This is a genomic window from Streptomyces sp. JLBJ103 (assembly GCF_058215575.1).
Genome location: NZ_CM177089.1, coordinates 1,353,481 through 1,368,233, shown reverse-complemented (window position 1 = coordinate 1,368,233; position 14,753 = coordinate 1,353,481). Strand labels below are relative to the sequence as shown.

The following is a 14,753-nucleotide window of genomic DNA, read 5'->3' as shown; positions in this document are numbered from 1 at the left end:
TTGGCTAAACAACAATTTACTGGCTGGCCAGAATCTTCTATGCTGGCTGACACAGACACAGCGAGGAGACAGTCATGAAATGGGTTACCTATGACGCTGGACAGGGCGCGAGGGTGGGCGTGGTGTCCGGCGACCGGATTCACGCGGTCAGCGCGGACGTCGGCCTGATCGACCTGGTCGCCCAGGGCGCCGACCGTCTGCGGGCGGCGGGCGAGGAGGCAATGCGGGCGCCCCGGGAGACCGTGGCGATCAGTGAGGTACACGTGCTGGCGCCGATCCCCCGTCCGGCGACCGTCCGTGACGCCACCGGCTACCTGGAGCACATACGCAACTGCCAGCACAGCCTTGGCCTCGGCCGTGAACTCCACGACACCTGGTACGAGATTCCAGGCTTCTACTTCGCCTCGCCGTCGACCGTGGTGGGGCCCTACGACGACGTCGCCATCGCGCCGGGCAGCGCCTGGTTCGACGTCGAGCTGGAGATTGCCGCCGTCATCGGCACGGGCGGACGGGATCTGACGCCGCAGGAGGCCGAGGAGCGCATCATCGGCTACACCCTGTTCGGCGACTGGTCGGCCCGGGATCTGCAGATACACGAGAGCCAGCTCAGGATCGGCCAGGGCAAGGGCAAGGACAGCGCCACCACCCTCGGCCCCTGGTTGGTGACAGCGGACGAGCTGGAGCCCTACCTGCAGGACGGTAGGCTCGCCCTGGAGGTGCGCCTCGCCATCAACGGCGAGACGATCGGCGCCGGCCGCACCGACACGATGGACTGGACGTTCGGCGAGATCATCTCCTATGCCTCCCGCGGTGTGGATCTGCTGCCCGGAGATGTCATCGGTTCGGGCACCATCCCGACCTGCGCGCTCATCGAACATCTCAACATCGCTGATCCCTCGGGGTTCCGGGGTTGGCTTCAGGAGGGCGATGTGGTCACCCTCACCGCCGACGGTCTGGGGCAGACCCGTCAGACCGTCCGCGCCTCGACTCCCCCCGCCCCGCTGGCGCCCCGGCCCCATCCCAGCCGGCCGGTCCGCGCACCGCGCGTGAACCCCGCCACGCCGCTGCTGCCGTACACACGGGGGCTGCACGAGGTCGGCAAGGACGTGTGGGCCTGGCTCCTGCCCGACGGCGGCCACGGCTTGAGCAACGCCGGACTGATCGGCGGAGCCGGTTCCTCACTGCTCGTCGACACCCTCTGGGACCTGTCGCTCACCCGGGAGATGCTCACGGCGATGGAGCCGGTGACCGGGACACGCCCCATCTCTCACGCCGTCCTGACCCACTCCAACGGCGACCACACCTACGGAAACCAGCTCCTCGACCCATCGGTGCGGATCATCGCGGCCAAGGGCACGGCCGAGGAAATGAGCCATGAGATGCCCCCCTCCATGACCACCATGGTCCAGGTCCTCGACCTCGGCCCCGCGCTGACCCGCTACGCGCGCGAACGGTTCGGTCACTTCGACTTCGGCCATATCCGCCTGCGTACCCCTGATCAGACCTACGACGGCGAGCTGACGCTCGACGTCGGCGGCCGAGAGGTACGCGTGCTGAATCTGGGACCGGCACACACCGGCGCCGACTCGGTCGTCCACATCCCCGACACGGGTGTGATCTTCGCCGGCGACCTGCTGTTCATCGGGTGCACGCCGGTCGTCTGGGGCGGTCCCATCGCCAACTGGATCAAGGCCTGCGACACCATGATCGCCCTGGACGCTCCCACAATCGTGCCGGGCCACGGCCCGGTCACCGACCCCGACGGGATCCGCGCCATGCGCGGCTACCTCACCCATGTCGTCGAGCAGGCCGACGCCGCCCACGCCCGAGGGCTCACCCATCAGGAGGCCGCTGCCGGGATCGACCTCGCCGAATACGCCACGTTGCTCGACCCGGAACGCGTCGTGGTCAACGTCTACCAACGCTACCGTGAACTCGACCCGGAACTTCCGCGCCTCAGCCAGATGGAACTCCTGACGTTGATGGCCGAGTGGGACGCCGAACGGGGCCGGTGACGCGCATGACCGACCCCCTCGAGTGCCCCCGTCCGCCTCCCTCGGGCGACCAGACGGTCGGATCCATGCTGCGGCACTGGGAGAGCACCACACCCGCCGCGCCGTTCCTGATCGTCGACGACCAGGACGACAGCGTCACCCTCGACTTCGCCACGACCGCCGACCTCGGCCGCAGCGGGGCCGCGCTGCTGGGCAGCCTCGGTGTCCGGCGTGGAGACCGGTTCGCGGTGGTGATGGGCAACAGCCTGGAGTTCTTCGCCTGCTGGTTCGGCGCCGCACTGATCGGCGCGGTCATCGTGCCGACCGGTCCGCAGTGCAGCGTCGACGAACTACGGTACGTGTTCGACCACGCGCGGTGCCGGGTGATCATCTGTGGCGCCGAACAGGAGCCGACCGCCCGCGCCGCGTGCGGGCCCGGACAGACCGTGACCGTCACCGGTCCCGACTTCTCCACCCACTTCCAGGGGCCCGTCCCCGAACCGGACGCGCCGATCCATCCCCTCGACCCGCTCGCCGTCCTCTACACCTCCGGCACCACCAGCCGCCCCAAGGGCGTGGTCATCACCCACGCCGCCTACCTGGCGGCCGGCCAGGCAGTGGCCGGACAGCTCCGGATCCGGCCCGACGACCGCTGGCTGGTGGTACTGCCGTTGTTCCACGCGAACGCCCAGTACTACTGCCTGATGTCCGCGCTGGTGACCGGCGCGTCCGTGGCGGTCACCGCCCGCTTCTCCGCCAGCCGGTGGGCCGCCCAGGCCCGGCGGCACCGCGCCACCCTCGCCAGCCTGTTCGCCGCACCGCTCCGCATGATCCTCGCCCAGCCGACGACCGATCAGGACGACCACACCCCACTGCGTGCCACCCTCTTCGCCCAGAACCTGTCACCGCACCAGCTCACCGCGTTCGAGACGCGGTTCGACTGTCCGCTGATCCAGCTCTACGGAATGACCGAGACCGTCCTGCCGCCGCTGATGAACCCGCTGTACGGGCCACGTGACAACATGACGCTCGGTCTGCCCCTGCCCTCCTCACACCTGCGCGTCGTCGACGACACCGGTACCGATGTGGGGCCCGGACAGACCGGAGAGCTGCTTGTCGGTGGTGAACCCGGTCTCACCCTCATGTCCGGCTACCTCGACGATCCCGCCGCCACCGCCCAGGCCCTGAACGACGGCTGGCTGCGCACCGGAGATCTCGTCCAGATCCGCGGTGACGGCTTCGTCGTCTTCAAGGACCGGTGCAAGGACATGATCAAACGCTCGGGTGAGAACATCGCATCCGCCGAAGTCGAACGCGTCGTCAATGACCACCCCGCCGTCCTCGAATCAGCCGCCATCGGTGTCCCCGATCCCATCCGTGACCAGGCGATCAAGGTATTCGCCGTGCCGCACCCCGACGCCCAGGTCAGCGCGGAGGAACTGCTGGCGCACTGCGCACACCATCTCCCCCGCCACAAGAGGCCCGACCGGATCGAGCTCATCAGCGCCCTCCCGCGGACCTCGGTGGGAAAGATCCAGAAGCGTCTGCTGCACGCCCTCGATCCCCAGGAAGGAACCTGCCAGCCCGGCGAACGAACGAGCGCACCTCCCACCACCTCGACCAACTGAACAGCTTCTGACCAACCGCGGCCACGTTCCTGCGCGCACAGCGACGCGAGACTCGCCGCACGTGATGTAACGACGACACCGGCACCCTCCGTCACCACCGGAAGGTGAGACAGGGCCTCACAAGCGACTGATGCCCCGGACCTTAGGAGTCCTTGCAGAGTGATCTTCGTTCGGCACGGTGGAGGGCAAGTGATCTCGTTCCTCGGGGGGTGAGGATGGCTCGGCCAAAGCCGTGGGAGATCAGTGACGAGCTGCCGGCGCTTCCGGCGCGACGCGTTGGAACATCTCCCACAGCTCATCCGGCACCAGCCGCTCAACGATTCCCACACCAGGAGGCTATCGAACGCCCCAAATGAGATGACCTCTAAAGACGCCGGGAGAGAAGAGGCCACCGGATAGAGCACTCTCCAGCACTGCGGCGCGGCCCATCCACCAGATTCAGCAGACCGCTGACGACTCACGGGGCTTCAACCACCGGTTAAGTTTCCTTACACCCATTCCCTCTTCGCTTGCGGGCACGAACCGCCTGGTGGTGTCGATTCGCCCCTACGTTGTCGAGGCCGCTTCCGGCGCCACCCCCAACCCGGGGATCCACCTGCCTCCAGCTTCAACCAGTCACTGCGATGACCAGCGGCGGGTTCCTCCTCCCGCTCGATTCTCAGCGCCTCGTGGCGCACAGCCTGTCTCGTCGGTGATCAGGACACCGTCGGGCTCCCCGAGTCGTTCGGCCACGTATTCCTGCAGGTCATCAAGGACTTCGTCCGGATCCCACCGGGCCCGGTTCAGCAGGTGCTGCAGACCGGCCGGCACGTCATGGCCGACGTACTCGGCCAGCTGCCAGCCATTCTTCCGGCCGACAGGACCGAGCAGCCCGCGCACGTAGTCCCGCATCCGCCGCCGCAGATCGACCCGGCCGCCGCTCTCCCCCCGTAGCGGCGGCTGATCCCGCGGGTCACGGCCCCCGGGAAGCGCAGGCGGCGCCGGGCGGCCGCCCGCGAACGGCGGTGCCGGTGCGAGCTTCGTTTCACCGAGCCTCCCAAACCCGCGGGCGCACGGCACCCCCCCCGGGGGCCGCGGCTCCGTCCGCATGGGCGTCTTCGGCGTCGTCCGCGCCTGGACCGGCGAGCCGCACATCCGCGAACCCCACCTGTGCAGCGAGATGGCCTGGCACCCCCTGGACCGTCTCCCACCGGACATGGTCGCCTACGCCCACGCCGGACTGCAGGCCCTGCGCGCCGGACACCACTTCGCCATCCACTTCCAGCAGCCCGACGATCCCATCGCCCACACCGCGGACGACCCGAACCGACTGCGTCCGCTCCCCGAGACCGACTCCGCCCGAGGACCTCACGCTCCTTGGTCGTCCGCAAGGTTCCCGGTATGAGCGTGGGAAGCGAAGAGACCCGCCTGATTGTGATTCGGGGGAACTCTGCCTCTGGCAAGTCCTCGGTGGTGGCAGGGATCCGTGATCGCTTCGGCGGCGGCTTGGCTCTGGTCGGGCAAGACAACCTCCGCCGAGTCGTGCTCCGCGAAAGGGACCGGCCCGGTGCATCCAACATCGGCCTGATCTCCACTGTGGCGCGCTACGCGCTCGACTCCGGCTATCACGTGATCGTCGAAGGCATCCTGTATGCCGACCGTTACGGGGAGATGCTGGAGGACCTCGTACACGAACATCGCGGCACAACGCGTTGCTACTACCTCGACATCCCTCTCGCCGAAACCCTGGTGCGTCACGCGACCAAACCGGATCCGGAGTATCTCACGCAGGTCACCGAGAGGGAGCTGCGCGACTGGTACCGCCAACGCGACCTGCTGCCCCAGGGGGCTGAGACCGTCATAGGCACCGACAGCCCACTCAATGACACCGTCGACTTCATCATGCGCGACACCGGGCTCGCCGAGCTGCCCCCGGTGCGATCTCTGAGTCTGCAGGACAACTGTCGCCTCTCAGCCGGGGCTCGAGCGCACCGAGCCCTGGCGCCGTGAGCCACCACCGCGTACGCCTTGCCTGCCTCGTGGATGGCCACGACCACCTCCATGCGGCCATCTCCAGCGCGCCCGCAACGCCTAACCATCCGCCCCCTCGACCACAAGGAGCAGCCTCGGTGGGATACACGCAGCAGGACGAATGGCACGACCACTACGCCCGCGGTGAGAAGTTCCGGGCCCTGGGCCACCTTGGCCGCCAGAAGACCGCCGGGCCGGTCCGGCGCCTGGCGGAGCGCGGGTGGCTCCTCCTGGAGACGTCGGGGGCATTCAGTGCCGGTCGGCGGCCCGTGGCCGTGCCAGACGTCGGCTCATCCGCGTGACCATCGACCACCGGATCATCGCCTCGCTGGTGGCGGGCAGGGCCTCGTAGTCCCGGGCCAGACGGCGGGAGTTCATCAGCCATGCGAACGTGCGCTCTGCCACCCAACGCCTGGGCAGCACCATGAACCCTGTCATGTCGTCGGTGCGCTTAACGATCTCCAAGGTCAGGGCGAGCTTGTCCCGGCACCAGCCGACGAGGCCGCCGGTGTAGCCGCCGTCGGCCCAGACGAGGGTGCTGTCGCGGTGCAGGCGGCGCAGCCGCCTCAGCAGGCCCGTCGCGGCGTCCCGGTCGCCGGTGTTCGCGGCGGTGACGCAGGCGACCAGAGCAGACCGAGGGTATTGGTCACGATGTGTTGATCCGCATATCTCGCAGCAGTCCGCGAGGAGCCGCCCGATGGCACCGTTGACGGAGCGTCGTGGTCCCGTGAGCTTCGTGTCGCATCGCTGGGCTTTCACCTCGTAGCCGAGGAAGCGCGCCGCCTGGCTGGTGGCGTGCGTGACCAAGGTCTTGGATTCGGAGAGTTCCAGCCGGAGTTCATCCAGAAGGAATGCTGTGATCCGCGCCTTGATCTCCTCGGCTTCGTGCTTGGGCCCAGCGAAACCGAGCCCAGCCAGTCGTCGGCATACCTGACATACCGTAGGCGTCGAAAGCCTGGATCATAGGGGTCTTTGCTCGGCGGCTCCGCATTTGGAGCCGGAGTTGCCGTACTGCGGCGCGATCTCCGCGCCGCTTCGCCCAGTACATCCGGCTGTCGAGCCGATGGTACTCCGGATGATGCCGTCGTTTTCTGCCGCGGTTGAATTCCGGCAGCAGCTTCTGCTCAATGAACTGATCGAGCCTGTCAAGATAGATGTTGGAGAGGACGAGCGATGCCACACCGCCTTGGGGAGCCCCACTCAGCGTGGCGTTCCACCGCCAGTCTCCAAGTATCCGGCCCTGAGCATGGCCCTGAGCAGCCGCAGGAACCGGCCATGGTGGATCTTCTCCCCGAGGATCGTGAGCATGACCTCGTGGTCCAGGCTGCCGAAGCAGTCGGAGGTGTCTCCCTCGATGAACCAACGCGTTCCGGATCCAGTACTTCACCACGTCCTGCAACGCGGTGTGACAGCCCCTCTTGGGGCGGAACCCGTGGGAGCGATCGCAGAATTGGACGTCGTAGTACGCCTCCAATAACAGACGTATGACCTCGGCGACCAGTTTGTCCGACCACGTCGGCAGGCCAAGCGGGCGCTTCTTCTTCGCACCGCCTTTCTTGTCAATGTAGACCCGCTTGACGGGCGTCCATCGTTACGACTCCGACCGCAGTGTGCCGATGATCGTGTCAATCTTCGCCCGTGACATGCCGTCCACGGTCTCCCCGGTGGCCCCGGGCGTTATCGCACCCCAATTCCGGTAGATGCGCCCGTAGGCCATCAGAAAGTGCTGCGGATTGAACAGCTGCCGGTAGATCCTTTCCAACGGCAGGCTTTGCCTGCCGCGTTCCCGGATGACGTCCAGCAGCGTTTCGGCGCTCTGCATTGCGCATACCTCCCCTTACTGGACGTCGAGTTCACCTGTGCCCCTTCGCCCTCATTCCGGCTTTCCCGGACTTCACGGCCGGTCGCAACTCCGGCGACTACTATGGGCACTCCGTCGCCGTAGGGCTCGCGCCCCGTAGGCGATCCTGTGGTACGTCTTCGCTGTACGTATCGAGCACGACGTAGGCCGCCCACTCATCTCCTTGACCACCCTCACTGGGCGATGCCCCCTCCTTGGAGGTTGCCGTCCGAACCCGTTCTTCAGAGCCCGGCAAGGAAAGGGTACCGGTTTCAGGTATGGTTCCGATGAGTTTCTATTTTTGCCGCTGGAGATTGGGCTTCAAGCAATCCAGCCTTGGCCATATCACGCGGGTCTTGCGGCCCTCCGCCCTGGATACCTCCAGACGGCCATCGCTTTCCTGACATGCTGTTGTCCCCTTCGGCTTTCGCCTCCAGGTAAGTCAGGCGACCCAGAAACATTCCTCCAAGTTCCTCCCGAGTGAGTCGGGGATACAACGAAGCGCCTCACGGCGCACAGAAGGCGTAGACCCGGCTCCAGGCGGGAAAGTCCGCGGGCATCGCCCGCCAGGAGATCCCGCCCGCGACCAGGTGGCGGACCGCGTCCAGCAGCTGGCGGTGGCAGTAGCCCTCGGGCCGTCCGCCCCGCCCCTGGAGTCAGGCCGGCACCGGCAACAACGGCCGGATGGCCGCCCACTCCGCATCCGTCATGTCCGACGGGTACCGGCGAACCCGATCGGGATGATCGGCCGCGTTGCCGTACACGTGCGCGAAGCAATCGCACGACACTGCGGGCGAGTTGAAGCGGGCGGGCTCGGGCGCCTACAACAACGACAACAGGGCCTCCGGGAACCGCTCGGAGTGGGGTCGCACCCCCGAGCTACCAGGAGGCCCTGCCTTCATGCGCGTACCGCCGGAAGATCACCCGACCAGGAACTCCGTTCGAGCCGCACGTTCCAAGATCGGTTGAGATACGGCTTCTCAGCCGACCGCGGTGCTCGCGCCCGGGGTGAGCCGCCCGTGGTCGGAGCCTCCCAGTTTGTCGATCATGAAGTCGTAGAGCGGGCGCGCTTGGTCCCGGAGCAGGCTGTCGTGGACGTCGATGGCCCGCCGGGGTGCGACCGCGCGGACGTAGTCGATCACTTCGGCGACCTTGTTCCAGGGCGCGTGGACGGGCAGCAGCAGGGTGTCGACGGCGCGGCCCTCGGGGACGGTGAGGGCGTCGCCCGGGTGGAACACCGCGCCGCCGTCGAGGAGATAACCGACGTTGGTGACCTGGGGGACGTCGGGATGGATGACGGCGTGCAGCTGGCCGTGTACCTCGACCTCGAAGCCGGCCGCGGTGAAGGTGTCGCCTTCGCCCACGGTGTGCACCCGCCCGGGGAACGCGGCCGAGAGCTGCTCGGCGACGCTGGCCAGGGTCCAGATCTCGGCGCCCGGATTGGCCTCCATGCCCGCCCGCAGCCGGTCCTCGTTGAAGTGGTCCATGTGCTCATGGGTGACCAGGATCGCGTCCGCCCCCACGGCCGCGTCCTCCTCGCTGAAGCTGCCGGGATCGATCACGAGCGTCTGCCCGTCCTTCTCCAGCCGGACACAGGCGTGACTCTTCTTAATAAGTTCCATAAAACTATCTCATCTCCTGAGTTAAGGAAAAACTAGCGCGATTGACAACATCCCGGAACTAAGCCGCCGCCTCGGTGAAAGTGAATTCGACCTCGTCGCCGGGCGTATGCACCTGGCGGACCCGGCGCTCACGCGCAGGCTCCGCGAAGCATTGCCCCTTCCGGAGTTCGACAAGCAGCTACACCAACTACAGCTGAATTGGCGGTCTCTCCGCCGAAATCCATTCCCGGCGCTGGCGGGCAGAGGCGGCACGTGCGATGCGGCCGATCTGGACACGATCAAGCCAGACGAGAGAGCCCCCCGGCGGGCTGTCGGCACGGCGTGCGCGGGCTCCGTGCCGACAGCCCTGCCCTGTAGTCAGGCTTCACGGACCGTGACGCCAGCGACCGAAGCTCCTGAGCCCTCCACCGATCTTCTATCCGGAACAGTCGACGGCGCGAGGGCTGAACACGTCAGCGACGCTCAAGAGACCAGCCTTATGCTTCAGGCCCTTGCCCGATCGGTGCGGTGAGCGTCCACAGCTCCGACTCGTCCGTGGGCATAGCGTCCAGTCCCCGGTCGCGGGAGGTCACACCCTCGTCGCGGTCCGCCCACAGCAGCTTGGTGCGCCAGTGCAAACTCGCCTCTTCGGTGATGCCCATCGCGCCGTGCAGCTGGTGTGCCGTGGCGGCCACGTCCGTGGCGATGGCTGCGGCCACCGCGCGGGCGGTCGTTAGCGCAAAGCGCAGCGAGTGGCCGTTCCCCGTGAGGAAGCGATGGCGTGCCTCGTGGACCGATGTCTTCAACTGTAGCATGGATACGGTCAGTTCGCCGACGATCGTGCGGACCGCTGGGATCGTGATGAGCGGGCGGCCGAACTGGACGCGCTCGGTCACATAGCGGCGTGCTTCGGCCACCGCTCCCTCCGCGGCTCCGAGAATTTCCTGGAGCAGCAGGAGTTCGGCAATGTCCGCCACCCGCCGCGGGATCGTCTCACCGGGCTCACCACCTGCCTCGCCCGCCGTGCGGGCGAGGCTGTACGGGCGGTCCGCCAAGTCCACCTCGACTGCGATGCCGTCACCCGTCGCCGTGGTTGCCTTGCCGTCGGCGGCGACCAGCACGGTCGAGGCCGGCTCCCATACCCCGTACGCCGTGGGGTGGACGGCGATCACGTCGGCGGGTAGATCCTCGGAAGCTGCATAGCGTGCCACCAGGGTCTGGCGCAGGGGCAGGGCGAACCCGGCGCGGGCGAGTGCGGTCACCGCGCCACACGCTGCGTCCAGCAGTTCCCGGCTCTCGGGCGAGCCGGGGTCGGCGAAGTCGGCGTCGTCGAGGATGCCGGTCCAGCCCAGGTCCACGGCGGTTTGCCACTGGGCGCGGAAGGCATCGGTGTGGGTGAGGTCTTTGCCGACCTGAGGGCGGGGCCAGTCGGTGACGACCTCGCGGACCGCCTGGTCCAGGGCCGGGTCGAACTCTTCGGTAGTGCTCATCACTTCTGGCCCTTCGCGATGACGGACAGCATGACCTGGGCGGCCCCGCCGCGCAGGCCGGAGGCCGGGGACGCGGCGACGGCCTGGTCGTACAGGGCGCGGATATTCCGGTCGGCGCGCGGCATCAGCGGGCGCGCCCATTCGATGACGGCCATCTCGAACTTGTTGCCGAGATACTTGCTCATCGCAGCCTGGGTGACCGGGGTGTGTCCGGCGTCCATGGCGAGGGCGTTGTTCAGTGCCCAGCGCCGCAGTATCTGCAACTGCCCAGCCAGCGCAGGGAGTTCACGTAGGGCGGTTTCGTCCGCAAGACCGGCCTGCATCACGGCGGTGAGCAGGGGATACGTCGACAGGAACCGTTCGGGGCCGCCGCGCTCGAACGAGAGCTGCCCTACGACCTGTTGCCAGCCCGCGCCGATGTCGCCGATCACCCAGCGGCCGGGGATGTGCACGTCCTCCAGCACGACTTCGTTGAAGTGGTGCTCGCCGCGCATGTCGAGGATCGGGGAGACGGTGATGCCCGGAGAGTGCACGGAGAGGATGAACTCGGTGAGCCCGGCGTGCTTGTTCTCTTCCTGCGAGGTGCGGGCCAGCAGATAGAGATGGGTGGCGCGGTGGGCGACGCTGGTCCAGATCTTGCGGCCGGTGACGCGCCAGCCGTCCCCGTCGCGTACCGCTTTGGTGCGGACGGCGGCCAGGTCGGAGCCTGCATCGGGCTCGCTCATGCCGATGGCGAAGCGGTACTCGGCCCGGGCAAGCTTGGGGCAGAACTCCTCTTGGAGTGCGCGGGTGCCGTGGCGCAGGAGGGAAGGGCCGATCTGCCGCTCGCCGACCCAGTGGGCTGCCACCGGGGCGCCTGCTCGCAGGAGCTCCTCGCTCACCGCGAAGCGGTCGACATTGGTGCCCTCGCCGCCGCCGAACTCCTTCGGCCAGGTCACCGCGAGCAGACCGCGGCGTCCCAGCTCCTGGCTGAAGGAGGTGTCGTAGCCGCTTGCCCAGGAGTCGCAGCGTGGGGTGAAGTCCCACTCGGCGACGAGTTCGCGCACGCGGTGGCGCAGGTCCTCGGAGGTGTCGGTCATCTCGCTCACTTGCCTTCGAAGTGCGGGGGGCGCTTTTGGGTGAACGCGGCCATCGCCTCTGCCGAGTCCGCGGTCGCCTGGACGACAGCCTGGTGCGAGGCGATCAGATCGAGGGAGGTGCGCACGTCGGCGTGCTCGCCGGCGCGTACCGCGCTCTTGATCAGCTGAACGGCGACCGGTGGCTGCGCGGCGATCAGGGCGGCGAACTCGCCTGTACGGTCGCGGAGTTCGGCCGCTGGGTGCACCTCGTCGACCAGACCCCACTCCAGGGCCTGGCCGGCGCCGATGAACTCGCCGGTCCACAGCAGCCGCAGCGCCTTGGAGCGGCCGACGATGCGCGGCAGGTAGTGGCAGCCGCCGTCGCCGGGGACCAGGCCCAGGCGGACGTAGCCCTCGGAGAGGCGGGCCGTGTCGGAGGCGATACGGTAGTCACACATCAGGGCCATGTCCATCCCGGCGCCGACCGCGACCCCATTGACGGCAGCGATCAGCGGTTTGGTGAGGTCCTCGGCGGCGCGGGCGACGGGATGCACGTGGTCGGTCATCAGCCGACGGGTGTCGAGCGGGGCGCTGGCCCGCGTGCTGAGCACGCCGAGGTCGACCCCCGCGCAGAAGGCGTCCCCGTTACCGGTGACGACGACTACGCGGACGTCGTCGTCGGTCTGGAACGCGCGGTACGCCTCCGCCCAGGCATGGAGTGTCTGTGTGGTGAAGGCGTTCTTGCGCTGCGGGCGGTCCAGGACGATCCAGCCGACATGGTCCTTGGCGTGGATCTGGAGCCCGGCGTCCGTTTCGGGCATGTGTGACTCCTCAGATTTGGGCGCGATGCGGTGGGGCGGCGCCGCGTGGTGGTGGGGAAACGCCTTCGACGGCGGTCTCGATATCGCCGGTGCGGCCCGCGGTGGCGCGGCCGCACCAGGGATGGCTCAGGTGGCCCAGGCGGGCCGGCGCCGCTCCAGGAACGACGCCGCTCCCTCGCGGGCCTCGTCGGTGCCGAGCAGCCATGCGGCGACTGCAGGCAAGGTGTCGGCATTCTGGTGGAAGGAGCGCAGCACGTCGGCAGTTGTGAGGCGCTTCGTTGCGGTGAGGGCGTTCGGGGCGGCGGCGCGCAGTCCGTCGAGGATGGGTGAGAGCGCCGCGTCCAGGTCTGTCTCGGTGGCGAGGGTGATCAGGCCGATGCGCGCGGCCTCCGTGGGGCTGAACCGTTCGCCGGTCAGGAAGTAGCGTGACGCGGCCCGCGGGTCCATCCGTGGCAGGACCGTTGTCGCCAGCACGGCGGGCGCGAGCCCGATCCGTACTTCTGTGAACGCGAAGCTCGCCTGCGGGCCGGCGGCCACGATGTCGCATACGCCGAGCAGCCCGACGCCCCCGGCGCGGGCGTGCCCGGCCACGCGGGCGACCACAGGCTTGGGCAACTCGACGACGGTACGCAGCAGTTGGATGATGCGCCGGGCTCCTGTGGCCGTGTCATGGCCCGGGTGGCGGGCCTCGTACAGGTCGATGCCCGCGCAGAATGTGGTCCCGGTATGGGTGAGAAGCACCGCCCGAACGTCAGGTTCCTGTGCTGCCCTGCCCAGCTGGTCGGTCAGTTCGCCGATGAGGCGTGCGGACAGCGCGTTGCGGTTGTGCGGCGAATCAAGGGTGAGCGTCATGATGCCGCCCTTGGTCGCGCAGCGGACCACTTTCGTCATGCTCCTACGGCTCTCTCGGGATGCGGGTTGTTTGTACCTGGGGATGCCCGGGTGCGGGTTCGGGGGCGGATATCACTCGGGCAATGGCGCGCCATGGGTCTCGCGGAGCGTGAGGACGGTGATCATCGTGATGGCAGTGCAGGCCACGATGTACCAGCCGAACCAGTCGGCATGCCCGGCCGACTGCAGGGCGGTGGCGATCAGCGGCGAGGTGCCGCCGAAGACGGCCACGGACAGCGAGTAGGGGAAGCCGATGCCGCTCACCCGGACCCGCGCCGGAAAGAGTTCCACGCTGACTGCTGCCGCGATGGCGGTCATGCAGGCGAGCAGGATCAGGCCCATGGCCTGGACCAGGATCAGGCTCTGGACCGTGCCGCCGATGGCTCCCAGCAGTGGCACGGTGCCCACGATGAAACCGATCCCGTAGATGAACATCAGCGGTTTGCGGCCGATCCGGTCGGAGACCATGCCGACCAGCGGCTGGACGATGGCGAATGCCACCGCCGACACCGCCGCCGCCGTCAGCGTCTGCCCCTTGTCAATCCCGCCGACGGTCACCGCGTACGTGGGGAGATAGGCAGTCCAGGCGTAGAAGGCCACCGCCGGGCCGAGCGTGATGCCGAAGATCTGGCAGGTCTTGGCGGGGTAGCGGCGGACGAACTCGAACACTCCCGGACGCTCGATCGTGCCCGCCCGGATGCACTCGGCCTGGGCGGAGGTCTCCGCGGCGCCGCGGCGGATCCACCAGCCGACCACGGAAAGCAGTGCGCCGGCGCCGAACAGGATCCGCCAGCCGTAATCCTCCATCGCCCGCTCGCCGAGAGTCGCGATGAGCAGACCGCCCGTACCCGTGAGCGCGACCTTTCCGATGTTCGATCCGACGTAGAGGAAGCTCGAGTAGAGCCCGCGATGGTTGGGCGGAGCCGACTCGACCATGAACGCCGACGCTGCGCCCCATTCGCCGCCGGCGGCCAGGCCTTGTACCAGCCGGGCGACGACGAGCAGAGCCGGTGCGAGCACGCCAATCTGGGCGTAGGTAGGGGCTAGGGCGATCAGCAGACTGCCGCCGCCCATCAGCGCGATGGACAGGGAAAGCCCGGCGCGGCGGCCGTAGCGGTCGCCGAACGCGCCCAGGACCAGTCCGCCGAAGGGCCGGGCGAGGAACCCGACGGCGAACACCCCGAAGGTGTCGAGCAGCGGCCCCAGGCTGGAGCCCGACTGCTTGGGGAAGAACTGGTCGGCGAAGAAGATCGCGAGGTAGGCGTATGCCGACCAGTCGAACCACTCGACGAGATGGCCGATGGTGCCGGCGATCAGCTGTCGCCTGCGGTTGGTCACCTTCGTCATCGAAAGGCTGCTCGGGGCAGCGGTCATGTCGGTCATGGGGAGCGGTCCCGTCTGTACGATATGCAGGTGCAGG

General features: G+C 68.0%; 12 protein-coding genes and 2 pseudogenes. 4 read left to right on the top strand and 10 right to left on the bottom strand.

Annotated elements, in window-relative coordinates:
- Window positions 1-74 precede the first annotated feature (74 nt).
- Together AC4BEG_RS05810 and AC4BEG_RS05805 are read left to right on the top strand one after the other, a co-directional pair.
- Window positions 75-2,015 carry a fumarylacetoacetate hydrolase family protein gene (locus AC4BEG_RS05810; protein ID WP_490704831.1) on the top strand — a complete coding sequence of 647 codons (1,941 nt, stop codon included), beginning with the start codon at window positions 75-77 and terminating at the stop codon, window positions 2,013-2,015.
- A gap of 5 nt (window positions 2,016-2,020) precedes the next feature.
- Entirely contained in the window at window positions 2,021-3,622 is a 1,602-nt protein-coding gene (locus tag AC4BEG_RS05805) for a class I adenylate-forming enzyme family protein (RefSeq protein ID WP_490704830.1), read from the top strand.
- A gap of 624 nt (window positions 3,623-4,246) precedes the next feature.
- Here AC4BEG_RS05805 and AC4BEG_RS05800 read toward each other — a convergent pair.
- Window positions 4,247-4,549, bottom strand: a pseudogene (locus tag AC4BEG_RS05800) (transposase); the annotation flags it as partial.
- 160 nt (window positions 4,550-4,709) lie between these two features.
- On the opposite strand from AC4BEG_RS05800, the gene AC4BEG_RS05795 reads away from it, so the two are divergent.
- Together AC4BEG_RS05795 and AC4BEG_RS05790 are read left to right on the top strand one after the other, a co-directional pair.
- Window positions 4,710-5,006 (top strand): NUDIX hydrolase, encoded by a 297-nt coding sequence (locus AC4BEG_RS05795; RefSeq protein ID WP_490704829.1) that lies wholly within the window; start codon window positions 4,710-4,712, stop codon window positions 5,004-5,006.
- The gene (locus tag AC4BEG_RS05790) at window positions 5,003-5,611 is read left to right on the top strand and encodes an AAA family ATPase (protein ID WP_490704828.1); all 609 of its coding nucleotides are present in this window, start codon (window positions 5,003-5,005) and stop codon (window positions 5,609-5,611) included. The genes AC4BEG_RS05795 and AC4BEG_RS05790 overlap by 4 nt, the downstream gene beginning before the upstream one ends.
- Window positions 5,612-5,881: 270 nt before the next feature.
- Here AC4BEG_RS05790 and AC4BEG_RS05785 read toward each other — a convergent pair whose 3' ends face one another.
- The 9 genes and pseudogenes from AC4BEG_RS05785 to AC4BEG_RS05745 all read right to left on the bottom strand — a co-directional run bounded on the left by AC4BEG_RS05785 (window position 5,882) and on the right by AC4BEG_RS05745 (window position 14,716).
- Window positions 5,882-6,193, bottom strand: coding sequence for a transposase (locus tag AC4BEG_RS05785; RefSeq protein ID WP_490706989.1), 312 nt, complete (start codon window positions 6,191-6,193; stop codon window positions 5,882-5,884).
- 135 nt (window positions 6,194-6,328) lie between these two features.
- A pseudogene (locus AC4BEG_RS05780) lies at window positions 6,329-7,454 on the bottom strand (reverse transcriptase/maturase family protein); the annotation flags it as partial.
- A gap of 524 nt (window positions 7,455-7,978) precedes the next feature.
- Window positions 7,979-8,062, bottom strand: coding sequence for a hypothetical protein (locus AC4BEG_RS05775; protein WP_490706988.1), 84 nt, complete (start codon window positions 8,060-8,062; stop codon window positions 7,979-7,981).
- 390 nt (window positions 8,063-8,452) lie between these two features.
- Window positions 8,453-9,094, bottom strand: a complete 642-nt coding sequence (locus tag AC4BEG_RS05770; RefSeq protein ID WP_490704827.1) for an MBL fold metallo-hydrolase — start codon at window positions 9,092-9,094, stop codon at window positions 8,453-8,455.
- A 476-nt stretch (window positions 9,095-9,570) separates the two neighbouring features.
- Window positions 9,571-10,563, bottom strand: a complete 993-nt coding sequence (locus AC4BEG_RS05765; protein WP_490704826.1) for an acyl-CoA dehydrogenase family protein — start codon at window positions 10,561-10,563, stop codon at window positions 9,571-9,573.
- Window positions 10,563-11,642: an acyl-CoA dehydrogenase family protein gene (locus AC4BEG_RS05760; RefSeq protein ID WP_490704825.1), complete on the bottom strand. Its 1,080-nt coding sequence runs from the start codon at window positions 11,640-11,642 to the stop codon at window positions 10,563-10,565. Before AC4BEG_RS05760 ends, AC4BEG_RS05765 begins: the two co-directional genes overlap by 1 nt.
- Before the next feature lie 5 nt (window positions 11,643-11,647).
- Window positions 11,648-12,442 (bottom strand): enoyl-CoA hydratase/isomerase family protein, encoded by a 795-nt coding sequence (locus AC4BEG_RS05755; RefSeq protein WP_490704824.1) that lies wholly within the window; start codon window positions 12,440-12,442, stop codon window positions 11,648-11,650.
- A gap of 126 nt (window positions 12,443-12,568) precedes the next feature.
- On the bottom strand, window positions 12,569-13,333 hold the full coding sequence (locus AC4BEG_RS05750; protein WP_490704823.1) for an enoyl-CoA hydratase family protein: 765 nt from the start codon (window positions 13,331-13,333) through the stop codon (window positions 12,569-12,571).
- 72 nt (window positions 13,334-13,405) lie between these two features.
- A complete protein-coding gene (locus AC4BEG_RS05745; protein WP_490704822.1) occupies window positions 13,406-14,716 on the bottom strand; it encodes an MFS transporter in 1,311 nt (436 codons plus the stop codon).
- Window positions 14,717-14,753: the final 37 nt, after the last annotated feature.